At 64.4% G+C, this 24614-nt stretch carries 14 protein-coding genes; 10 read left to right on the plus strand and 4 right to left on the minus strand.

What is annotated here, in order from left to right; translation table 11 throughout:
• The first annotated feature begins 44 nt into the window (after positions 1–44).
• From BM125_RS00120 to BM125_RS00150, 7 genes are all read left to right on the plus strand, one after another.
• Positions 45–950, plus strand: a complete 906-nt coding sequence (locus BM125_RS00120) for a hypothetical protein (RefSeq protein WP_092403865.1) — start codon at positions 45–47, stop codon at positions 948–950.
• A gap of 58 nt (positions 951–1008) precedes the next feature.
• A complete protein-coding gene (locus BM125_RS00125; RefSeq protein ID WP_092403866.1) occupies positions 1009–2688 on the plus strand; it encodes a hypothetical protein in 1680 nt (559 codons plus the stop codon).
• Positions 2689–2769: 81 nt separating this feature from the next.
• Positions 2770–4797, plus strand: a complete 2028-nt coding sequence (locus BM125_RS00130; RefSeq protein WP_092403867.1) for a GlcG/HbpS family heme-binding protein — start codon at positions 2770–2772, stop codon at positions 4795–4797.
• A 61-nt stretch (positions 4798–4858) separates the two neighbouring features.
• Positions 4859–6622 (plus strand): hypothetical protein, encoded by a 1764-nt coding sequence (locus BM125_RS00135; RefSeq protein ID WP_139224788.1) that lies wholly within the window; start codon positions 4859–4861, stop codon positions 6620–6622.
• 16 nt (positions 6623–6638) lie between these two features.
• Positions 6639–10430 (plus strand): multiheme c-type cytochrome, encoded by a 3792-nt coding sequence (locus tag BM125_RS00140; protein WP_092403869.1) that lies wholly within the window; start codon positions 6639–6641, stop codon positions 10428–10430.
• 42 nt (positions 10431–10472) lie between these two features.
• Complete coding sequence (locus tag BM125_RS00145) at positions 10473–10958, plus strand: nuclear transport factor 2 family protein (protein WP_092404118.1); 486 nt, start codon at positions 10473–10475, stop codon at positions 10956–10958.
• Between the two features lie 136 nt (positions 10959–11094).
• Positions 11095–12585, plus strand: coding sequence for a phospholipase D-like domain-containing protein (locus BM125_RS00150; protein ID WP_092403870.1), 1491 nt, complete (start codon positions 11095–11097; stop codon positions 12583–12585).
• Positions 12586–12724: 139 nt separating this feature from the next.
• Here the strand turns inward: BM125_RS00150 and BM125_RS00155 are convergent, their stop codons facing one another.
• Genes BM125_RS00155 through BM125_RS00165 form a run of 3 tightly spaced genes read right to left on the minus strand, consistent with a single transcriptional unit; the run spans position 12725 to position 18069 of the window.
• On the minus strand, positions 12725–13180 hold the full coding sequence (locus tag BM125_RS00155; RefSeq protein WP_092403871.1) for a response regulator: 456 nt from the start codon (positions 13178–13180) through the stop codon (positions 12725–12727).
• Positions 13177–15903 (minus strand): ATP-binding protein, encoded by a 2727-nt coding sequence (locus BM125_RS00160; RefSeq protein WP_092403872.1) that lies wholly within the window; start codon positions 15901–15903, stop codon positions 13177–13179. Before BM125_RS00160 ends, BM125_RS00155 begins: the two co-directional genes overlap by 4 nt.
• On the minus strand, positions 15904–18069 hold the full coding sequence (locus BM125_RS00165; RefSeq protein ID WP_092403873.1) for a putative bifunctional diguanylate cyclase/phosphodiesterase: 2166 nt from the start codon (positions 18067–18069) through the stop codon (positions 15904–15906).
• Positions 18070–18310: 241 nt separating this feature from the next.
• On the opposite strand from BM125_RS00165, the gene xseA reads away from it, so the two are divergent.
• From xseA to BM125_RS00180, 3 genes are all read left to right on the plus strand, one after another.
• Positions 18311–19660 (plus strand): exodeoxyribonuclease VII large subunit, encoded by a 1350-nt coding sequence (gene xseA / locus BM125_RS00170; RefSeq protein ID WP_092403874.1) that lies wholly within the window; start codon positions 18311–18313, stop codon positions 19658–19660.
• 196 nt (positions 19661–19856) lie between these two features.
• The gene (locus BM125_RS00175; RefSeq protein ID WP_092404120.1) at positions 19857–21497 is read left to right on the plus strand and encodes an acetolactate synthase large subunit; all 1641 of its coding nucleotides are present in this window, start codon (positions 19857–19859) and stop codon (positions 21495–21497) included.
• A 65-nt stretch (positions 21498–21562) separates the two neighbouring features.
• The gene (locus tag BM125_RS00180) at positions 21563–22999 is read left to right on the plus strand and encodes an aldehyde dehydrogenase family protein (protein ID WP_092403875.1); all 1437 of its coding nucleotides are present in this window, start codon (positions 21563–21565) and stop codon (positions 22997–22999) included.
• Positions 23000–23035: 36 nt separating this feature from the next.
• Here the strand turns inward: BM125_RS00180 and BM125_RS00185 are convergent, their stop codons facing one another.
• On the minus strand, positions 23036–24289 hold the full coding sequence (locus BM125_RS00185; RefSeq protein WP_092403876.1) for an NAD(P)/FAD-dependent oxidoreductase: 1254 nt from the start codon (positions 24287–24289) through the stop codon (positions 23036–23038).
• Positions 24290–24614 lie beyond the last annotated feature (325 nt).

A 24614-nucleotide genomic window follows, 5' to 3' on the forward strand; every position in this document is an offset into this window, starting at 1 on the left:
CCGGCGCCGCTACCCGCCGCGCCGGGCAGGCCTAGGAGCGCCACGTGCACGACTCCATCCTTACCCACGCCAAATCGCGCTATCTCTGGGTCTCGATCGGCCTGAGCGTGGTTTCGATTGCACTGTACGTCTGGCACGATCCGGGGGTCGCGCCGAACGGAGGCACCTGGCTCGGCTACACACTTGGCACCATCGCCGCCCTGATCATCGTCCTGCTGCTGCTGTTCGGCATCCGCAAGCGCAGCTACTCGACGAACCTGGGCAGCACGCGCGGCTGGTTGTCCGCGCACATCTACCTGGGCACCACACTGATCCTGCTGGTCCTGCTGCATTGCGGATTCCAGTTTGGCTGGAACCTGCATACCTTTGCCCTGGTCCTGATGCTGATCGTCATCTTCAGCGGATTCTTCGGCGTCTACGCCTACCTGCGCTATCCGACCCTGATGACGCGCAACCGGGAAAGCGCGACACGTGACGCGATGCTCGAGGAGATCCAGGAGATCGACCAGAACGCCCTCGCCCTGGCCGACGGCATCGCCCCCGAGATCCACGCGGTCGTCCTGCGCTCGATCGAGAACACCAGGCTCGGCGGCGGGGTGTGGACGCAATTGCGCGCCCGCGACGGCTCCGACATCGCGATCGCACGCATCCGCGACGCGATCGAGAAACGCGAAACCCAGCTTGGCGTGGCACCGTCACCGATGCAGGCCGGACAAACCATCATCGCCATGGTCGACTTTCTCGCCGGTCGCGCCGACGACAAGCAGTCCGAGGCCCTGCGCAAGTTGATCGACATACTCTCGCGCAAGCGCAGCCTGGCGACCCGCGTGGCGCGCGACATCCAGTACCAGGCGATCATGGAAATCTGGCTTTACTTTCACGTGCCGCTTTCGATCGCGCTGCTGGCGGCGCTGATCGGCCACATCATTTCCGTTTTCTTCTACTGGTAGGTATCGGCTCGACCATGCCCTCTTGCGTACCTGACATGCGATCCGGGAGGCCTATCCGATGCGCTGGCTGATCCGTCGTGTCCTGAAGAAGGGCAAATCCTCGATTTCCTACGAGGACGATACCCACTACGGCGAAATCCTGACCATCGGGCGCGCCTCGGACCAGGCGATCTTCCTGCCCGACCTGCGCGCCGCGTTGAACCATGCCAGCGTCACCGCGATCGGCAACGGTCAGTACCGGGTCGAATCGCTGATCATCGCAGGCATTCGCGTCAACGGTGAGATCACCTATTCGATCACGGTCGGCGCGGGCGCCGTCATCGAACTCGGCTCGACCCGGCTGACCCTGCTCGACGCCCGCGGCGACTACGACGCCGCGGTCGAAGTGTCCTCGATCGACAAGAGCGAGCAGGCTGCGATTCTCTCGAAACGCAAGAAGCCGACGAGTCTTTCGGAAACCTGGATCAGCAAGCGCTGGCCCTCGTGGCTCGGATTCATCGTCGTCCTTGTCCTCGGTCTGTTGCTGCCGGCAGCCACCCACGTGGTGCCGGGCCTCAATACCGTGCTGCGCTACTCGCCGTTGCCGAGCACGCAGTTCTGGAATCCGGGCGAGATCGATGCCGCGCACCAGTTTTTTGCAACCGATTGCACGCGATGCCACCAGCACGCATTCCTCATGGTGCGCGATACCGCGTGCACGTCGTGTCATGTCAAGACCAAGGCCCATGCGGATCCGGCGAAGTTCAACATACCGGCGCTGGGCGACGCGCGCTGCGGAACCTGCCACCAGGACCACAACGGCCAGCGCGGCATGATCAGCAAGGACCAGCGCCTGTGTGCGGACTGCCATGCCGACCTGAAGGACCGCACCAGGGGCGCGAGCCAGATCGCCGACATCGCCGATTTCGGCGATGCCCATCCGCAGTTCCATGTCAACCTCCCGGGCTGGACCGCAGCCGGCGAGTTCATGCCGAAATCGATGCCATGGGCCAGCGGGCTGAAGGAAAATTCGGGGCTCAAGTTCAACCATGAGAAGCACCTGAAGACCGATGGCCTCAACACGCCAAACGGTCGCAAGGTGCTGACCTGTGAAAACTGCCATCAGACCGACGCCGCCGGCGCCGCGATGAAGCCGATCGCGTTCGAAACCATGTGCCATGAATGCCACCAGTTGGGATTCGACACCCTGGCACCCGACCGCGAAGTGCCGCACGCCAATGTCGAGGCGGTTACCTACACCCTGGATGAGTTCTACGCCCGTCGCGGTCTCGAGGGCGGCTACGCCGATGCGCGTGCGCCGACCATCGTGCAGGAGCGGCGGCGCCCCGGATCGCCCCCGCTGTCACGACAGGAACAGGTCGAAGCGCTGGCCTGGGCCCGCGATCGTGCCCGCGAAGCGGCGCGCACGCTGTTCACCGGCAAGGCCTGCGTCACCTGTCATTCGATCAGTCCGCCGACGGCCGGCGAAAGCACCTGGCGGGTCGCACCGGTTCGCGTGTCGGGCATCTGGTATGTCGACGCCAATTTCGTGCATTCCAAGCACGAGACCAAGGCATGCGTGGATTGCCATGCGGGCGCATCGACCTCACAGGCGTCCAACGACCTGCTGATACCAGGCATCGAGAACTGTCGCGAGTGCCACGGCGGCGCGCATGCAAGCGGAAAGGTCGCCAGCACCTGCATCGCCTGCCATGCCTATCACCGTTCGCCCCTGTTGACGCTGGACAAGCAGCCATAGCCATAGGCGCAATTCACTCGTCTGAGCTATGATCCGCCCAGGGTTCCGCATGCAGGCTCGCAGCAGGCAACGGGAGGAGGAATGGGGATCATCAGATTCAGCGCGCTGCTCATCGGCGTATCGATGCTGTTTGCCTGTGGCGGCGGCAGCAATACCGGCAGCAGCGAGGGTTCAAACCCGGGTACACCGGCCGGCAACGGCGATTCCGGTTGCGCCGGCTCGTGCGCCAATGCCAGTTCGTTCCTCACGGTCGAAGACATCCAGAAGATCATCGCCCAGGCGGTCAACGAGGCGCAGGCCCAGGGTACGCCGGCGACGATCACGGTCATCGATCGCGTAGGCAACGTGCTGGCCGCCTATCGCATGACCGGTGCTCCGCGCACCCAGCGGGTCGACTCCGGACGCGGCGTCGTCGGCGGGCTCGAGGGGCTCTCGATTCCCAGCGAATTGACCGCGATCGCCAAGGCCATCACCTCGGTCTACTTCTCCTCGGAAGGCAACGCCTTCGCCTCGCGCACGGCCGGCCAGCTGGCTCAGGAACACTTCGCGCCGGGCGATATCACCGCCCCTTCCGGTCCGCTGTTCGGCGTGCAGTTCTCGCAGTTGCCCTGCTCCGATATCAGCCGTCGCTTCAATGGCATCGGCCCCGATGCGGGGCCGCATCGTTCGCCGATCGGGATTGCCGCCGATCCCGGCGGTCTGCCGTTGTACAAGGCCGGCGTGCCGGTCGGCGCGATCGGTGTATCCGCCGATGGCATCTACGGAGTCGATACCAACTCCGGTGATATCGACCGCAATTTCGACGAAATCGTCGCCGTTGCAGGCACCTTTGGATTTGCCGCTCCGCAGGATCGCCGCGCCGATCGCATTTCGGCCGGCGGCCTGACCCTGCGTTATGCAGACATCGAATTCAACCAGCTGGCCCGCGATCCGGCCGCCGCACCGGCATTCAGCACGCTCGATGCCGGTGCCGGCGAAGTCTTCGCGATCCCGGGGTTCTTCAGCGGCACGATCGCGCGGGGGCTTGCCTTCGGCCAGGTCGAATCGGGCATCCGTCCCGACCCGGTCAACTTCCCGGGGCTCGACGCGTTCGTTGTCGATGACGGCACAGGCACCAACCGCTTTCCGCCCATCGACGGAACCGATGGTCAAAATGCGCTGACTTCTGGCGAGGTCCTGACCCTGCTGCAGGAAGGACTCAAGGTCGCCAATCGCACGCGCGCACAGGTGCGCCGTCCGTTCGGATCGCCGGCCGGCGAGACCGTCGTGGTCGTCGATACCAATGGCGTCGTATTGGGTATCGTGCGGTCGCGCGACGCCCTGCTCGATGCGGTGGACGTGACCACGCAGAAGGCCCGCACGGCCGCGTTCTTTTCCGGTGCCTACGCCGCCGCGGATATCGCCTCGGTTGCGCAACAGCCTCTTGGCTTCCTCTCGAACACGGTCGACCTCGCCAACGGCCGTGTCGAGTTCGCGACCACCGGCGCGATCGATCCGACTCGCTACGTGCCTGCCCTGCAAGCCTTCCTGCCGCAGCCCAGCGCGCTGACCGACGGCTCGATCGCGTTCTCGAATCGCGCCATCTCGAATCTATCCCGTCCGTACTACCCGGATGGCGTCCCGGGTCGTCCGCCCGGCCCTCTGAGCCTGCCGATCAACGATTGGAGCGTCTTCAACACGGGTCTCGAGCTCGATCTGGACTACTCGCAGACGGCCCTGTTCGTCGCCTCCTACCTGCAGGCCATCGGCCTTACAGTCAGCCTCGACGGCACCGATCTTCCGCCGATCGGCGAAGCGCCGACCAATTGCACCGGCATTTCGCGCATTCCGAACGGGATCACCCTGTTCGGCGGCAGCGTTCCGATCTACCGCGGCTCCACCCTGGTCGGGGCGATCGGCTCGTCGGGAGACGGCACCGACCAGAGCGACCTGGTCGCCTTCCTCGCCCTGCACAATGCGGGCGTCGCCCTGGGCGGAGCGATCGGCAATGCCCCACCATCGATGCGCGCCGACAATTTCGTGCCGCAAGGCGCGCGTCTGTTGTACGTGCAGTGCCCGCAGGCGCCATTCCTGGACTCCACCGAACAATACGTATGCGAGGGCAAGTGACATGCGTATCGGAAATCTCCGCCGTACTGTCCTGACTGTCGCCTTGACCGCGGCGTCGACGATGGGCACGACCGCCGCGCAGGCCCAGGGCACCAGCCTGCCGACCAGTTGGCTGCAACTGATCGGCCTGCTGCCGGCGCCGACCTACGATCCCTATGCTTCGCAGATTCCGCGCCGCCGCCCAGGCCACCCGCCGGAACCGCTGCCGATGTTCGTCGAGCAGAACCCGGACGCGCTCAGTCCCGCGCCGGTCGACCAGGCCGGCAGCTTCGTTCCGGTCCCGGATCGCTGGCGCATCATGGAGTCACTGGGACTCAACACGCCGTGGTACGACCCGTACAACCAGAACGTCCTCAAGGGCGACAAGCCGATCATCGGCGAGGAATGGTTCTTCTCGTTCACCGGTATCTCCGACACCCTGCTCGAGCCACGCGGCATCCCGACCCCGGTCGGCCCGCAGTCCGGTCCCGAACCGGGTTCCAACGACGTGCTCGGCGACACCAACCAGATCATCCTTGCGCAGACCGCGATCACGAGCTTCCTGCTCTACAAGGGCGACACGGCATTCAAGCCACCCGATTACGAGTTCCGCGCCACCCTGGCATTCAACTACAACCGTGTGCGCACGCAGGAAGTGCGCGCCCTGAATGTCGATCCGACCTTCGGCACCTCGCGTGACGACGGCTTCATCGGCGTGCAGGAACTCTTCGTCACCAAGGACTACCGCACGGCGTCGGCCCGCTATGACGTGGATGAGGTGCGCGTCGGCATCCAGCCGTTCTCTTCGGATTTCCGTGGCTTCCTGTTCCAGGACAACCAGCCCGGCGTGCGCTTCTTCGGCAACCGCGACAACAACCGCTGGCAATACAACATTGCCTGGTTCCGGCGCCTCGAGAAGGACATCAACTCCGGTCTCAACGACCTCACCAAGGGGCCGCGCAAGGACGACATCTTCCTGGCCAGCCTGTATCGGCAGGACTTCCCGTTCACCGGTTTCGTGTCGCAGGCGATCTTTGCCTACAACCGCAATCGCGAGGATTCCAGCTTCTACGATTCGAACGGCTTCATCCAGCGCCCGGCCGCGATCGGGCGCGAGTTTCCTCGCACCTACGATGTGGGTTATCTGGGCTACAACGGCGATGGCCATATCGGCCGCCTGAATCTCACGGTCGCCGCCTATGCCGCGGTCGGCAAGCAGAAGCCCGGCGTTTTCGTCGCACAAGACACCGACATCCGGGCCGGCTTCCTCGCCGCGGAAGCGTCGATGGATTTCGATTGGCTTCGCGTACGCGGCTCCCTGGCCTATGCCAGCGGCGACAAGGATCCTTACGATGACCGCTCGACCGGCTACGACGCGATTTTCGAGAATCCGATTTTCGCCGGCGCCGACACCAGTTACTGGATCCGCCAGAACCTGCCGCTGATCGGTGGCGGTGGCGTCGCCCTGGCCGGACGCAACGGCCTGCTCGCCAACCTGCAGTCCTCGAAGGAGCAGGGCCAGTCGAATTTCGACAACCCGGGCATCCAGCTGATCGGTATCGGCGCGGATATGGACCTGACCCCGCAATCGCGGGTCTCGGCCAACATCAACCACCTCTGGTTTTCCGAGACCGAGGTACTCAAGGTCGCGCGAGCCACCGCGGATGTCGGCCGCAATATCGGCACGGACGTCTCGGTGTCGTGGATCTGGCGTCCCTACTTCACGCAGAACGTCATTTTGCGCCTGTCCGCGGCCACGCTGCTGCCGGGCCAGGGCCTGAAAGACCTTTACGGCGAAGATACCAAGTACTACTCGGTACTTGGCAATTTCATTCTCACATTCTGAGGGGGCGCGCAGGACAATGAAGCGATCCATCGCTGCCATCTGTATTGCCATCGTCCTGCCTTTCGCAGGATCCGTTCTGGCCTCCGGCGGAGGCGCCGAACGCGTCGAACGCGAATACGTCACCGCGCCGAACGCCCCGGCTTTCCAGACCTGGGAGCAGGCCGACGAAAAATCGCGTGGTTGCGTCAGCTGCCATACCGCCAGCGATCGCAAGACCATGCACGCCAGCCCGGCCGTCGTGCTCGGCTGCACCGATTGCCATGGAGGTGACGCCAGCGTCAGCGTGGCGTCCGACCAGCATGAAGGCGTCGAGTACCATGATGCCGCGGAGAGGGCGCACGTCCTGCCACGTTACCCGTCGCGCTGGGAGCACAGCGCCAATCCGGAACGCAGCTATACCTGGCTGCTGCAGGAGTCTCCGGAGTTCGTACGCTTCATCAATCCGGGCGACCTGCGCGTGGCCCGCGAAGCCTGCGGTGCCTGCCACCTGCCGCTGATCCAGGCCAACGAAAAGAGCCTGATGGCGAACGCCGCCATGTTCTGGGGCGCAGCCGCCTACAACAACGGCATCCTGCCCTTCAAGCACTCGATCCTCGGCGAGTCCTACGGCCGCGACGGCGAAGCGGTGTCGGTCGACAACGGCATCCCGAACGACGAAACCATGGACCAGCATGGCGTCCTGCCGAAGATCAACCCGATGCCGGCCTGGGAAACGGTGCCGCCGGGCGACGTGTTCCGCATCTTCGAGCGCGGTGGTCGCAACATCAACAATATCTTCGCCGAGCTCGGCCTGCCGAACGAGTTCGGCCAGATCCAGAAGCTCGAGGAACCCGGGAGACCGGATATCCGGCAGTCGTTCCGCGGTCCCGGCACCGGCCTGCGCGTGTCGATCCCGGTCCTCAACATCCACAAGACCCGACTCAACGATCCGTTCATCTGGATGCTCGGCACCAATGACAATCCTGGCGATTTCCGTTCCTCGGGATGCAGCGCCTGCCACGTGATCTATGCCAACGACCGTGATCCGCGGCATTCGGCGATCTACGCTAAGTTCGGCAACATGGGCACGAGCCAGCAGGCCGACCCGACCATTCCGAAGGACGTGCCGGGACACCCGCTCAAGCACGAGTTCACCCGCCAGATCCCGACCAGCCAGTGCATGATCTGCCACATGCACCAGCCGAACATGTTCATCAACACGATGCTCGGCTACACGATGTGGGACTACGAATCGGACGCGCCTTTCATGTGGCCGGAGAAGCAGCAATACCCGGACGCGGAGAAGATGCGCAAGATCCTCGACCGCAATCCCGAGGAAGCGTCGATCCGCGGCAAATGGGGCGATCTCGACTTCCTCAAGGACGTGTCCCTGCTCAACCCGCAACTCAAGGACACCCAGTTCGCCGACTACCACGGCCATGGCTGGAATTTCCGCGCGATCTACAAGCGCGACCGCAAGGGCAACCTGCTCGACAAGGTCGGCACGAAGATCGCCGACGACGATCCGGACAAGTGGAAGAAGGGCGTCCATCTTTCCTCGATCCATGTCGACGTGGGCATGCAGTGCGTCGATTGCCATTTCGCACAGGACGCCCACGGCAACGGCTATCTGAAGGCCGAGGTCATGGGCGCGGTCGAGATCCAGTGCCAGGACTGCCACGGCACGGCCGATGCCCTGCCCACCCTGAAGACCTCGGGTCCGGCCGCGTCCAAGTACGGCAAGGACCTGCTGCTGATCCGCAATCCGGATGGCAAGAAGCGCTTCGAATGGGTCGGTGACGAACTGATCCAGCGCTCGGCGGTGACGCCGGACCTCGAGTGGAAGATGACCCTGGTCAAGAACACCGCGGATCCGCTCTCGGGCGCGTACAACCCGAAGGCGACGCGAGCGCACACCATGGCCATGGGCACCGACGAGCTCAAGTGGGGCACCGACGTGCCGGCCGACCAGCGTGCCCACAGCGAAGACAAGATGCTCTGCTACGCCTGCCACACCTCGTGGACGACCAGCTGCGGCGGCTGCCACCTGCCGATCCAGGCCAACTGGAAGACAGAAAAGCACAAGTACGAGGGCGGCTTCACGCGCAATTTCGCCACCTACAATCCACAGGTCGCTCGCGACCAGATGTTCTTCCTCGGCAAGCACGGCAGCATCAAGGGTGGCAAGATCGCGCCGGTGCGCTCGTCCTCGGCCCTGGTCCTTTCATCGACCAACATCAACCGAGAAAAGATCTACGTGCAGCAGCCGCCGGTGTCGGCGTCGGGCTACAGTTCGCAGGCCTTCGCGCCGCATTACCCGCACACCGAGCGCAAGACCGAAACCAAGGATTGCGAGGATTGCCATCTCTCGAGCAAGAACGACAACAACGCAATCATGGCGCAGCTGCTGCTGCTCGGCACCAAGTTCGTCGATTTCATCGGTTACCACGCCTGGGTCGGTGGCGACGGCGAGGTCGCGGCGGTCCAGGTCACCGAGTGGGACGAGCCCCAGGCCGTGATCGGCAGCTACCTGCATCGTTACGCCTATCCCGACTGGTACGCCGACCACCAGAAGAACAAGCAGGAGTTGCAGAAGGGCTACGAGCATTCCGCCGGCGTCGCCAACTGCCTGCAGTTGCGCGGCGAGTACCTGTACGTGGCCGAAGGCCCGAAGGGTACCCAGGTCTATGACGTCGCCAGCATCGGCAACAAGGGCTTCTCGCAGAAGTTCGTGACCGCTCCGGCCTCGCCGCTCGGCCAGGACACGGCGATCAAGTCCAAGGATGCCACCTGCATCGCCCTCGCCACGACCCAGCCGGTCGCGCCGGAACGCAATACCGGCGACCTGATGCGCAAGGACAACCAGGAACAGCCGATGCATCCGGTCTACAAGTACGCCTTCATCACGGATGCCGAGGAAGGCCTGATCGCGACCGACATCGAGACCCTGGCCGACCGCGAGCCGCGCAACAACTTCCTGACCCGGGCCATGACCTGGAACGAGAACGGCGTGCTCAACGGGGCGCATCACCTGTACATTGCAGGAACCACGTTCTACGTGGCCACCGATGCCGGTATCGTCGTGCTCGACATGGACGATCCGTTGCAGCCGCGCTACCTGACCACCGTGCCGATCGCCGGCGCGCGCGCCAGCCAGGTGCAGTTCCGCTACCTCTTCGTCACCGCGGCGGACGGCCTGCATGTGGTCGATGTGACCCTGCCCGAGAAAGCGCACGAGGTCGCCGGCGCGATGCTGCCGCTGAACGACGCGCACAAGCTGCATATCGCGCGCACCTATGCCTATATCGCCAACGGCGCCGAAGGCCTGGCCATCGTCGACGTGACCAATCCCGAGCGTCCGAGTCTCTATCGCATGTTCAACGCGGATGGGGCGATCAACGATGCCCGTGACGTCGTCGTCGCCACGACGAACGCGTCCCTTTTCGCCTACGTCGCGGATGGCCGGAACGGACTCAAGGTGGTGCAGCTGACCTCGCCCGAACTTCAGCCGAAGTTCTACGGGTTCACGCCGGACCCGAATCCGCAGCTGATTTCGTGGTATCCGACCAGGAAGCCGGCGCTCTCGCTCTCGCGCGGCCTCGAGCGCGACCGCGCGGTCGACGAAACCGGACATCAGATTGCCGTGTTCGGCCGCATCGGCTCGCGTCCATTCAACCTCGAGGAGATGCGCCGCCTGTTCCTGCGCGCCGATGGCACGCCGTGGTATGTCAGCAATGATCCGGACGACCACAGCACCAAGGCGGCCGATACGACGAGCGCAGCAAACACCAACTCCGGCGCGACGACGTCCCCGGCGTCGCTGCACTGATCGATGCGCGGCGCCGTCGGGCGACGGTCGCCGCGCAACTTCATGGACGCAGACGCAAACCAGGCCCTTCTCGATCGCTACTACGCGGCTTTCGCGGCGCGCGACGGCGCGGCCATGGGTCGTTGTTATTCCGCGGACGCGACATTTCGTGATCCTGTCTTCGATCTGCAGGGATCCGACGTTGCCGCCATGTGGCGCATGCTCTGTTCGCGCGGCACCGACCTGCGAATCTCCTCCTCCAACCGGGTCGCCGACGCGCAGGGCGGAAGCGCAGACTGGGAAGCCCGGTATGCTTTTTCCGTCACCGGCCGCCCCGTGCACAACATCGTGCATTCGCAATTCCGCTTCCGCGATGGGCGGATAGTCGCGCAGGTCGATCGTTTCGATATCTGGCGCTGGGCGCGCCAGGCACTGGGTCTGCCGGGTCTGCTGCTGGGCTGGACGCCGATGCTGCGCCGGAAGGTGCGCGCCAATGCCGAAAAGGCGTTGCGACAGTTCCTCGAAGCGGAGCGCCGGCATTCGGCGTAGGGTTGCTCAAGTCCGCATTGCGGGAGGCCGTCACGATCCGGACGGTCCGTAGCCGCCAGTATCACCCCCGCCTGGCTCTGATCCGCGTATCGGAGGCATCCCCCTCGTTCACGTTGCGCGGTCTAGAATTGCGGGCATGTCCGCGACACCCTACGCCCAGTCGACTTCCCCAGGCATGGCCCCGCTTCGCCTCCTGGCCGCACAGGCGCTCAGTCGAACGGCCGGGGCTCCCCTCATCGCCGGCAACAGCGTCGAACTGCTGATCGATGCCGAGAGGAACTTTGCGGAATGGCGCAAGGCCATTCTCGAGGCACGATCGAGCATCCTGTTCGAGAACTACATCTTCCGCGACGACGAGGTGGCGCGGGGGTTGCGCGATGCCCTGGTGGAGCGGGCTGCGGATGGCGTGGCCGTCTACGTCGTACGCGACTGGCTGGGTTGCCTGGGCCAATCTTCACCGTCCTTCTGGAAGCCGCTGCTCGACGCAGGTGGCGAAGTGCGCACCTATAACGTGCCGCGCTTCGGAAGCCCCCTGGGCTGGCTATCCCGCGACCACAGGAAGCTGCTTGTCGTCGATGCCGCCGTCGCCTTCCTTGGCGGCATCTGCGTCAGCTCCAAGTGGCTGGGCGATCCGCAGCGCAATGTTCCGCCCTGGCGTGATACCGGAGTCGCTGTGCGTGGTCCCGCCCTGCGCGACCTGTGCGCTTCGTTTGCGGCGACCTGGTCCAGCCTCGGGTCGCCGTTGCCAGAGACGCAATTGGCCGGCACCGAGGACATCGGGCCCGCCGGAAACATCGATCTCCGGGTTGTGGCCACCGTGCCCAATGCCGCCGGACTCTATCGGCTGGACCAGATGATCGCGGCCATGGCGGAGTGCCGCCTGTGGCTGACGGACGCCTATTTCGTCGGCGTAACCACCTACCTGCAGGCGCTCTCCTCGGCCGCCCGTGACGGCGTCGATGTCCGCTTGCTGGTGCCGGGAACCAGCGACATCCCGGCAATAGGAGGTCTGTCACGGGCCGGTTATCGCCCTTTGCTCGAGGCCGGCGTGCGCGTGTTTGAATGGAACGGGTCGATGCTGCACGCAAAGACCGCCGTTGCCGATGGGCGCTGGGCCCGGGTTGGATCGAGCAATCTCAACCTCGCCAGCTGGATTGGCAACCGGGAGCTCGATATCGCAGTCGAGAACGAGGAATTCGCCGGCACCCTGGAGCGCCAGTATGAGCTGGACCTCGAGAATGCCACCGAAATCGTTCTTGCCCCGCGTTCCCGGGTTTGCCGCGAGAAACCGCATGCGGACGGCAGGCGTCGTCGCAATGGCGGCAGTACCGGTCGTGCGGCAGCCGGCGCGCTCCGGTTCGCCAACACCATGGGTGCGGCGATCACAAATCGTCGCACGCTCGGCCCGGCCGAGACGGCGACACTTGGCACGGGCGCCCTGGTCCTCGCGACCTGCGGGCTGCTGGTCCTGGTATGGCCTCGACTGATTGCCTGGCCCCTGGGCGCCCTCGCCCTCTGGTTCGCCGTGGTGATGTTCCGGCGCTATTGGACAACCCGGTCAAGGAACGCCTCGGGCCGATCGGAAGACCCGTCTACGGAAGGCCACGAAAGCGACGGTCGGCCCTGAGATGGGTCAGATCACGCCTGGAGCAAAGCCGTTACCACGCCTGACCGATTGCTCGGATGGTGGAAAGGTGCCGTCCAGAATGTTCCCGATTGAATCCGTCTGCCTGGCAACGCCTGCGCCACCGGACCCCGGGGTCTGCCTATTCCCTTGGCGGCAGGATGACAATGGTCAGCCAGAAGCTCTCGATGCTGCGGACCACTTCCATGAAGTCCTCGAATCCGACCGGCTTGGTGATGAAGCAGTTCGCATGCTGGTCGTAGGCGCTGAGCAGGTCTTTTTCGGCCCGGGAACTGGTCAATACGACGACCGGGATCTGCTTCAGCGAAGGGTCGTTCTTGATTTCCGCAAGTACCTCACGCCCGTCGAGGCGCGGTAGATTGAGGTCCAGCAGTATCAGGTCGGGGCGCGGAACATCCGCATGCTCGGCCTGCTTGCGCAGGAATCGCAAGGCCCCCTCGCCGTCGTTGACCACATGCAGGCGGTTCCTGATCCGCCCTTCCTTGAGCGCCTCGCGAGTCAGGCGCACATCACCTGCATTGTCCTCGACCAGCAGTATTTCCACGAGTTGACCACCCTGCCCCATCGCTATGCTCATGCCTGGCTCCCGGATTGCGGAAGAACGAAATGAAAGATGCTGCCCTTGCCGGGGGTCGACTCCACCCAGATGCGACCGCCGAAACTGTCGATGATGCGACGACAGATCGCCAGGCCGATACCGGTACCCGAATATTCGCTGCGGGTGTGCAGGCGCTGGAAGATGGCGAAAACGCGCTCGCAGTGCCTGGATTCGATTCCGATGCCGTTGTCGGCGACCCGGACATGCCAGTCAGGCCCTTCGCGCCGCGCGTCGATGGTCACATGCGGAGCGTCCGCACCCCGGAATTTCAAGGCGTTCGCGATCAGGTTCTGGAAAACCTGGGTCAATTGCCCCGGCACGGCCATCACTCCGCCATCGAGGTCGATCCGGATCACCGCAGCGGTTTCCGAGATCGATTCCTGCAACTGCGCCACAGCCGCTTCCGCGCTTGCCCTGAGTGGTGTCGCCACCGGCTTCATGCCCGAGCGCCCGACCCGGGCATAGGCTAGCAGGTCCTCGATCAGGTTCTGCATGCGCGTGGCCCCATCGACGGCAAAACCGATGAACTCGTCGGCATCGGAGTCGAGTTTGCCGCGATAGCGCCTGGCCAGCAGCTGGACGTAGCTGGCGACCATTCGCAGCGGTTCCTGCAGGTCGTGCGAGGCCACGTAGGCGAACTGCTCGAGGTCGGCATTGGAGCGCTCCAGCTCCTGGGCACGCCGGGTCAGTTCGAGCTGTGCCGCGTGCCGGTCCGTAATGTCGGTCAGGAACGCGGTGAAATAGATCTGGTTCTCGCTGGTCCATGCCGAGAGTAGTATTTCGAGCGGAAATTCGCTGCCATCGGCACGCAGTCCCGCCATCTCGAGGGCCGTACCGAGTGCTCGGGCTTCGCCTCCCGAGGCAACACGCTCGATCCCGTCCTTGTGCGCTTGCCGAAAGCGCTCGGGCATCAGGCATTCCAGCGACTGGCCCGCCATTTCCTGCGCGTCCACGCCGAACTGGCCTGCCGCCGATGGATTCATGTAGAGAATGTTCCCGGCCATATCCGCGGTGATGATGCCGGCCTTGGCCGTATCGGTCACCGCTTGCTGGGCCCGCTGGGCGCGCACCAGCTCGCGGTTGCTGCGACGGGCAAGATGCAGCGCCCTGGCGCGGTGTCCGGTCAGCACCCAGGTCACCGCGAACAGGACCAGGGCGGCAAAAAACCCCCCGACCAGGACGACGGAGGGGTTCCTCGAGCCGATAACGTGGTGCTTGTCGGGCATGAACTGGGCAGAGATCGTCCACGTCCGTCCGCCGAACGTCCGGGTCATTGACTGAAAGGGCGTCGCGTAATCGAACTCCGTCGACTCGAACAAGGCGCTTCCGGCCGGACCGGGCGAGTCGTCGACGATGCGCAGGGCAAGGCCGGCTGCCGATTCGCGCTGCGCCTCCGCGACCATCTGCCGGATATCGAGCGCGCAATAGGCAAAACCGCTGACGCCGATCTGGTCGGCGGATGTGCGAGCGGTCGGTTCGCCATGACCGCCCAGGGCGAGCGCGACGATGACGCCGGTACGCGACTCCGGATCCCGGTAGCGGGCAAATTCCGCCCGTCCGGAGACGACCGGACCCATCGTCGTTTCGGCCCTGGAAATCGCTTCGGCAAAGACCGGGATCGATTGCAGGTTCAGGCCGATCGCCCATCGACCCGCACTGCCGTCCGGCACGGCATACACGGTCGGAAGCATGCGCCCGCTCGCGTCGAGCGGCCAGGCATCGATCGAACGCGCTGCGAGCGGCGCCTGCCCATGGCTGCCCGTGGCCGAGGGCGGGTTTTCGAGCGGGGCCGCATAACCCACCAGAAAGATGCCCTGGTCGCCCCTGAACAGCGAAAGTTGCCTGAAATATTGCAGCCACTCGTCCGGATCCACGTGCTGCGACGCGGCAAACAGTCCACGGACTCCATCCAGCAAGGTGGCGGCATTCGCCAGATCGACCGCCAGCGCGCTGGCGAGGCGCCGCATCGAATCGTCCAGCGCCAGGGTGAGTTGCCGGGTGTTCTGCTCCTGCACCTGACGCCAGACCAGCAGGGTGGCGCCCATCGTGACCAGGAGCACGGCCAGCGCCGCTGCCAGACCGGAGCGGTCCCGCAGTTCTTCGCTGGCGAAGAAGGGTTCGTTGCCGTCCGGAAACGGATCGCTGCGCAGTCGTGCTCCGATCAGCAGTCCGAGGCCGGCGACCAGCAGGATCGCCGAGCCGGGCAGACGCATGCCTCCGAGCAGGGATTCGTCGAGATCGAGCGAGAGGCCGCCGATGACCGCGAAGATCCCGGCGGCACCAATCATTGCAGCCACGGATCCGAGCAATCCGAACAACAGGTGTCGACCCCACTGCGCCGGAAACAGTGCGTCCAGGACCAGGGCCCCGCCAACGCAGAACATTCCGGAGGCGAAACTCTGGGTAACGGCAAACGATAGCTGCTGGGCCGATTCCGCTCCGCGCACGACGGTCCAGGCCAGCTGCAACCCGCAGGCCAGAACGATCGCGATTCCGGATGCCATCGATACCCAGCGTCCCACGGGCCGGGCTCGCAGGAACAGGCCCAGCGCAGCGACGAGCGACAAAACGAGCGCACCGCGACGATAGTCGAGCCAATCCACATCGACGAACCAGCCCAGCGCGAAGGCACCGAGCGAAACCGCCGTGAGCAGCCCGACCATGGCCAGATAGAGCGGGTCGGTTTTCGGCGCCGGCGACACTCAGCAGCGCTCGCCGCTTTCGTTGGCAGGCGACCCGAGGCAGAAAGCGGTCGCGAACTCATCGGCGTCAACCGGGCGCGCCAGCAGATAGCCCTGCGCCTCGTCGCAACCCAGATCGCTCAGGAATTCGAGCTGGGCCATGGTTTCCACACCTTCGGCGACGACGATCAATCCGAGGTTTCGCGCCATCGCGATGATCGTTCGCACAATCGCGCCGTCACGATCATCCTGTGGAACTCCCGAAAGGAAGCTGCGATCGATCTTCAGGATGTCGACGGGAAACTTGCGCAGGTAGGCCAGCGAGGAAAATCCGGTACCGAAATCGTCGATCGCGACCTTGATGCCGCGCGAACGCAGGGCGATGAGATTGTCCCGGGCCTGGGCACTTTGCATCATGCTCTCGGTCATTTCGATGACGAGTTCCGCCGGATCGATGCCACTGGCGGCAAGGGCCCGATCGACGACCTCGACAATGCCGTCGCCAGCGAGTTGCTGCGCCGACACGTTGACCGCAATCTGCAGCGACCGCCCGCTTGCCCGCGTCCAACGACGCCCCATGCGACAGGCTTCATTGATGGCCCAGGCGCCGATGGCCGACATCAGGCCGCGTTGCTCGGCAACCTCGAGGAACTGGTCGGGCAACAGCAGGCCCCGGGTCGGATGCTGCCATCGCAGCAACGCTTCGCTGCCGCACAGGGCATGGCTGGCGACATCGAATATGGGCTGGTAGGCAAGCCTGAATTCGCCATGTTCGAGTGCGGTCCGCAAGTCGTGCTCGATGGCCAGGCGCTCCATTACGGTCGCATTGAGCTGGGCGGAATAGAACCGAAAAGTATTCGGGCCAACTGCCTTCGACTGGTAAAGCGCGGTTTCCGCGCATTTGAGCAGGGCCGATGCGTCCTCGGAATCGATCGAGAACAGACTCATGCCGACGTTTGCTCCCAGATAATAGGTCTGCTCGCCGATCTTCCCCGGAACGCTGGCCGTAGCGATGATCTGTTCGGCCAATTGCGGGGTATCCATGATGGATTGCGTGTCGCTGAGAAGAATCGACAGTTCGGCACTGCCTGTGCACGCCAGCTTGGCATCCGCAGGCAGGATCTGCCTGAGGCGGGTGACCAGCGCATCGATGGCCAGATCCCCGAAGTCGTGTCCGTGCAGGTGGTTGACCTGACCGAGGCCGTTGATCGACACCATCAGCAGCGCCGCATCGCTGGCCCGTCGATGGCACTGCTCGATGGCGGCGACGAGATCCTCGAAGAACACTTGCCGATTCGGCAAGCCGGTCACGCCATCGTGGGTAGCCAGATAGTCCAGCCGCTCCTGCACGAGCTTGCGCTCCACGGCGTAGCGCAGGCTGCGAATCAGCGAGCCGGCATCCAGGGTGCCCTTGGTCACGTAATCCTGCGCGCCGAGCTTGATCGCGTTGAGGGCCAGGGACTGGTCGTCGCGGCCACTGAAAACGATGAGCGGCATCAGCGGTGCCGCGCGCAGGATCGCACTGACCGTGTCGATCCCTTGCGAATCGGGCAGACCAGGGTCGACCAGGGCAATGGTGAATGGCTGCCGGGCTATTTCTCCGAGCGCGTCCTCGAGCCGGGAGACGCTGACGATTTCGGTTTCGAATTCCTCGAGCATCTCCTCGACCAGGCGTGCATCGCCCGGATTGTCTTCGACCAGCAGCAGGCGCCAGGTATCGTCCTTGCCCTTCTCGGCATGCTCCGGCAGGCTGACGACAGACAACCAGAAGTGGCCGATTCCATTGACAATCGCCAGCAGGCGGTCGATGTCCACGGGCTTGCGCACGTAGCAGTTGGCATGTGCGGCATAGGCCCTGGCCACGTCTTCCTGGGCATCCGAACCGGTCATGATGACGACCGGAATTCGCGAAAGCCGCGGATCCGATTTCAGAACGGCCAGCAGTTCCTGTCCGGAAAGTCCGGGCAGATTCAGATCGAGAAGGATCAGATCGGGACTGCCGCGATGCGCGTGTGTGCCTTCGCGGCGCAGCATCGCCAGCGCCTTGGCGCCGTTGTCTGCCACGCTGAGTCGGTGCAGCAATTTTCCATGGCGCAGGGCTTCCACGACGAGCCGCACATCGCCCGGATTGTCCTCGACCAGGAGAATCTCCAGGGGCCTGGCACTGGCGCCTGCGCCGAGCTTCAAACGGGGACCTCGATCAGCATATGTGCTCCGGACACTCGCGTCGGGGGTTGGTCACCTGATACAAGGTACACGATGCTGCCAATGTTCTGTCACCCCCTCGCGGGTATTGGTCGAACCCGAGCAGGATCGAAGCCGAAATCTGCAGTTTTTCCGGTTGCGGGCTGGCGCGGGACGGCGGTTGCGGGCAAACTTCCGGTTTGAATGCGGCCGCCTGGTGTACCGGTCGGCATTGGGCACATCCATGACCGCAGAATCCACTCCCGACCGGACCATACTGACCCCCTCCTCGCTGAACCGCATGGTTCGCGACCTGCTCGAAGACGCCCTGCCTTCGATATGGATCGAAGGCGAACTCTCCAATGTGTCACGGCCGGCGTCCGGGCACCTCTATTTTACCCTCAAGGACGCGAACGCCCAGGTCCGTTGCGCAATGTTCAAGCCGCGCAGTGGCTGGCTGCCGTTCAAGCCCGCCGACGGTGTGCAGGTGCTGGCCAGGGCGCGGGTCGGCCTGTATGAGGCGCGCGGCGAGTTCCAGCTTGTGGTCGAGCACCTGGAAATCGCCGGCGAAGGAGCCTTGCGCAGGCAATTCGAGGAACTGAAGAATCGCCTCTCTGCCGAGGGTCTTTTCGACCTCACCCGCAAGCTTCCGTTGCCATCGATGCCGCGCCGGATCGGCATCGTGACTTCGCCGACCGGAGCCGCCGTTCGCGATGTGCTCAATGTGCTCGGCCGCCGGTTTCCCCTCGTCGATGTCGAGATCCTGCCGGTACCGGTCCAGGGCAAGGAAGCAGCGCCGGCCATGGTGGCGATGATCGACGCGGCCTCACGCGCCGGTCGCCATGATGTGCTGCTGCTGACCCGCGGCGGCGGCCCTCTCGAGGATCTCTGGGCCTTCAACGACGAGTCGCTGGCCCGGGCGATTTCGCGCTGTTCCATTCCTCTGGTCTCCGCGGTCGGGCATGAGATCGACTTTTCGATTTCCGACTTCGTGGCCGACCTGCGGGCGCCGACACCCTCCGCCGCTGCCGAGCTGCTGGTGCCCGACAGCGGCGAGTTGCTCCGCGAGCTCAGGCAAAGGCAAGAGCGCATGCGCCTGCGCATGCGCAGACGCATCGAGAGTTCCAGCCAACGCAGCGATCATCTGCTGGCTCGACTCAACCTGCAGCGACCTGGCGCACGATTGCTCCGAGGCAACGAACGACTGCAACAGCTTTCGGCGCGCATGAACCGGATAGCGGAGCGCACGCTGGAACGGCGCAGGTCCCGGCTCGCGCATGCCCGGACCGGTCTCGCGGTCCACGATCCGGGCAGGAAGCTTCAGGCTGCCGGCGAGCGCGCAACGGCATACCAGGCGCGCCTGCTCGGCACCACCAGGCACCTGCTGGAGCGCCGCACCTCGCGCGTCGAAGAACTGGGGCGCGCGCTGCACGCGTTCAGTCCCCTGGCGACGCTCGCCCGAGGCTATGCGATCCTGGTTGAATCGCGATCGGGGCAGGTTGTCCGCAGAACCGGCCAGGTCGGACCCGGCGCCAGACTGCGCGCGATTCTCGCGGACGGCGAATTGCCGTTGCGCGTCGAAACCGAAGATTGACCCGCAGCGACAGCGGCGGCCACAATCGGCGCGTTGCCATGCAACTCGGGGAGCTTCCTTGCCGCGCCGGCAGGGAATTTCGCAATGAAGCCCGTGGGCCCGTGCATAGTCCCCGACCGGCATGAGTCGCGATCGGCGGAATCAGGGATCGCGAGGCCCGCTTTCCAGACCCAATCCATAGAATGGAGTGCTGCGCATGAAAGCTTCGGACCTGTTCATCAAGGCACTCGAGAACGAGGGTGTCGAGTACGTCTTCGGTATCCCGGGTGAGGAGAACCTCGATCTGCTGGAATCACTGCGCACCTCGAGCATCAAGCTGATCCTGACCCGGCATGAGCAGGCCGCGGGCTTCATGGCCGCAACCTATGGTCGGCTGACCGGCAAGGCCGGAGTCTGCCTGGCCACGCTGGGGCCAGGCGCGACCAATTTCGTGACCTCGGCCGCCTATGCGCAACTGGGTGGCATGCCGATGTTCATGATCACGGGCCAGAAGCCGGTCAAGGTCTCCAAGCAAGGGCATTTCCAGATCGTCGACGTGGTCGACATGATGAAGCCACTGACCAAGTTCACCCGGCAGATCGTCTCGGCCGACAACATCCCGGCGCGCGTGCGCGAATCGTTCCGCCGTGCCGAGGAGGAGCGCCCCGGCGCCACCCATCTCGAGCTGCCCGAGGACATCGCCAAGGACGAGACCGATGCGATCGTGCTGGCCGAGAGCCACCACCGCCGCCCGATCGCCGACGACAAGGCGATCGCGTGGGCGGTCGATGCGATTCGCGAATCGGAACGACCGATCCTGATGGTCGGTGCCGGCGCCAATCGCAAGACCAGCAGCAAGATGCTGCGCGCCTTCGTCGAGAAGCTCGGCATTCCGTTCTTCACCACGCAGATGGGCAAGGGCGTGCTCGACGAGACCCACCCGCTCTGGCTCGGCAACGCGGCCCTGTCCGACGGCGACTTCGTGCACCGCGCCATCGAGCACGCCGATTGCATCATCAATGTCGGCCACGACGTCATCGAGAAGCCGCCGTTCTTCATGCGCCGCGGCAAGCGCACCGTCATCCACATCAACTACCTGACCGCCGAGGTCGACACGGTCTACTTTCCGCAGATCGAAGTCGTCGGCGACATCGCCAATGCGATCTGGCGCATCAGCCAGCAACTCGAGAAGCAGGCCCACTGGGATTTCTCCTACGACGACAGCGTGCGCGAACACCTCGTCTCCCACCTGGCCAAGGGGGCCGACGATGCGCGCTTCCCGATCTATCCGGTGCGCATGGTCGCCGACGTGCGCAAGGCGATGCCCGACGATGGCATCCTCTGCCTCGACAACGGCATGTACAAGCTCTGGTTCGCACGCTACTACCGCTGTACCCGACCGAACACGATCCTGCTCGACAACGCACTGGCGACCATGGGTGCCGGCCTGCCCTCGGCGATCGCGGCCAAGATCGTGCATGCCGACCGCAAGGTCGTCGCCGTCGCCGGCGATGGCGGCTTCATGATGAACTCCCAGGAAATCGAAACCGCAGTGCGGCTCAAACTCGACCTGGTCGTGCTGCTGCTGCGCGACGACGCCTACGGCATGATCAAGTGGAAACAGGCCAACATGCATTTCGCGAATTTCGGCATGGACATGGGCAATCCCGATTTCGTCCGTTATGCCGAAAGCTATGGTGCGCACGGCCATCGGCCGAAGTCCGCGGACGAATTCGGTCCCCTGCTCTCGAAGTGCCTCGATACGCCCGGCGTGCACCTGATCGACCTGCCGATCGACTACTCGGACAACGACCGCGTGCTCAATCGCGAAATCCGCGAGCTCAGTGCCGAACTGTAGAAATCGACTCGAACCAGAAGCGATCTCGCCGATTCGACCCGCAGTCCGCTACAAGGAGCGAACCCATGCTCAAGTCCAGCTACCCCTATTACCTCGCAAACGTCGCAAAGCAACCGAACACCGACCTGGAAGTCACCGACAAATATTCCGGCAAGGTCGCGACACGCGTTGCGCTGGCGGATTCGAAGGCCATTGACGCGGGCATCGCGGCCGCCGTCGCCGCGGCCGAGCCGATGCGCGAATTCGCGCCCTACCAGCGGCAGGCGGTGCTCGAACACTGTGTCAGGCGTTTTCGCGAGCGCTACGACGAACTGGCCATGGCCTTGTGCATCGAAGCCGGCAAGCCGATCAAGGATGCGCGGGGCGAAGTCACCCGCCTGATCGACACCTTCAAGGTCGCTGCGGAAGAAGCGGTCCGTATCAACGGCGAAGTGCTCAATCTCGAGATCTCGGCCCGGGCCAAAGGCTATCGCGGGTTCACGCGGCGCGTTCCGATCGGCCCGTGTTCCTTCATTTCGCCGTTCAACTTCCCGCTCAACCTGGCCGCGCACAAGGTCGCGCCGGGCATCGCCGCCGGCTGCCCGTTCGTCCTCAAGCCGGCCAGCCGTACTCCGATCGGAGCCTTGATCATCGGCGAGATCCTGGCCGAGACCGACCTGCCCAAGGGCGCCTTTTCGATCCTGCCCGCGCATCGCGACGGCGCCGACCTGTTCACCACCGACGAGCGCCTGAAACTGCTGTCGTTCACGGGCTCTCCGGCCGTGGGCTGGGATCTCAAGGCCAAGGCCGGCAAGAAGAAGGTCGTCCTCGAACTCGGCGGGAATGCCGCCTGCGTGGTTGAAGCCGACCAGCGCGATCGCCTCGACGCGGTCATCGAGCGCATCATCTTCGGCGCCTTCTACCAGTCCGGACAGAGCTGCATCGGAGTACAGCGCATCCTCGTGCATGCCGATATCTACGACGAGTTCCGCAAGCGCTTCGTCGCCGCCACCGGAAAGCTGGTCGCCGGCGATCCCAAGGACGAAAAGACCTTCATCGGACCGATGATCGACGAGAAGGAAGCGAAGCGTCTCGACGACTGGATCCAGGAGGCCGTCAAGGCCGGTGCGAAGCTCCTTTGCGGCGGCAAGCGCGATGGCGCGATGCTCGATGCAACCGTGCTCGAGCAGGTCGGTCCGGACCAGAAGGTCAATTGCATGGAAGCCTTCGGCCCGGTCGCGACCCTGCAACCGTACACGGAGTTCGACCAGGCCCTGAAGATCGTCGACGACAGCGAATTCGGCCTGCAGGCCGGCATCTTCTGCGATGACATCAACAAGGCCATGCGCGCCTGGGACCGGCTCGACGTCGGTGGCGTGGTCATCGGCGATGTACCGAGTTTCCGCGTCGACAACATGCCCTACGGCGGGGTCAAGGATTCGGGTCTCGGTCGCGAGGGCATCCGTTACGCCATCGAGGACATGACCGAACTGCGCCTGCTGGTCGTGCGCGACCACGCCTAGCGGAAAGGCGCGCCGACGGAGACGTTCGAGCCTCGATCAGCCGAATCGTCGGATGCTGAACGGTGTCGTATCGATCGATGTCGCTCCGTCTCCAAGGAGTTCGCTGACCAGCACGCCGGTCAACGCCGACATCGTGACGCCGAGCATGCCATGGCCGCTGGCGAGGCACAGGTTGTCGATGCCCGGCACGCTTCCGATGATCGGAAGATCGTCGGGTGTCATCGGTCGCCAGCCATACCACTCCTCCCTGACCTCAGCACCCTCCGGGTCATGCAGGTATTCCGTGGCGGCCCGTCGCAACGCATCGAGGCGCTTGCGGTTGAGGCTGCTGTCGTATCCGGCGAACTCCATCGTGCTGCCAAGGCGATAGCCGGAATTCCAGGCCGTCACGCACACACTGGCCTCCTTGAGTACCAGCGGCACCTGTGGGCATGTCCGCGGCCGCGAATAGGTGATCGAATAGCCCTTGCCGGGCTGGATCGGCAGACGCAGGCCGAGTTGCCGGGCGACGCGCGGAGCCCACGCGCCGAGTGCAAAAACGACATCCCGTGCCGAGTAGTTGCCGTTCGTCGTGCGAACGCGCGAGATGCGGCTGCCCTGCTGCTCGATCGACTCGATCCGGGTTTGCTCGCGAAGGTCGCCACCGCGCGCCCTGACCGCGCGCGCCAACTCGGCCACAAAGCGATCGGGGCGCAACTGTGCGTCACCGGGATTGAAATAGCCGCCGGCGATGCCTGGCCTCAAGGCCGGCTCGCGTTGCTCGACCTGGGTACCGTCGAGGATCTCGATGTCGATGCCGACCTCTTCCAGGGCGCGGGGAAGCCAACCCGAGTTGCCGAATGCCTCCGCATCCCGATAGGCGTACAGCGTTCCACGACGCTCGAACTCGCAATCCATTCTTTCGCGCTCGACGAGTTCGGCGATGAGCTCGCAGGAGCGAACCAGGAAGGGCGCCTTGATCGCGCTGGTCGAGGAAAAGTCGGACCAGTTGCAGCGTCTTGCGAAGGCCATCAGCCAGCGCAACAGATCCGGATCGAGACTCGGTTTGATGCGCAGTGGCGCGTCGGCACGCAAGAGCCATTTCAGGGCGGTTCCGATCACGCCCGGCATCGCCAGGGGCATGGCGTGGCTCGGCGTCAGGGTTCCGCAATTGCCATGCGAACTGCCACCTCCAAGCTGGCCCTGGTCGATCAGCGTAACGCTGCGACCGGATCCGAGAAGGTAGTAGGCGCAGGCCAGGCCGATCACCCCGCCGCCGAGGACAAGCACATCCGTCTCTTGAGGATTCATGGGCCGTGATTCTACGGGAGTCCGTACCGGCTGCCGCCCCCGGGTTGTCCCGATCGCGCGATCCGGGCGCGCCACGAAGTGGAATTTGTCCGAGGGCAGACTGCAGCGCGGATTGTCAGCAAGTGACGAAACCTGAACGGGCCATCCTTGCCGCCCCGCCCGGTGTCATCCCCGCACAATCAGGCGCGGCCTCGTGCAATTGGCCACGGAGCAGGCCTGGCCGGCTCCGGCGCGCCCCGCATCGCGAAGGCAGGACAGTGGCCGCCGGGCCGCTCCCCGATACTGGCATAGTCCATGCATTCACTTCATCGAGATCCAAACATGC

It is taken from the genome of Dokdonella immobilis, from assembly GCF_900115085.1.
In the GTDB taxonomy this organism is placed as follows: domain Bacteria; phylum Pseudomonadota; class Gammaproteobacteria; order Xanthomonadales; family Rhodanobacteraceae; genus Dokdonella; species Dokdonella immobilis.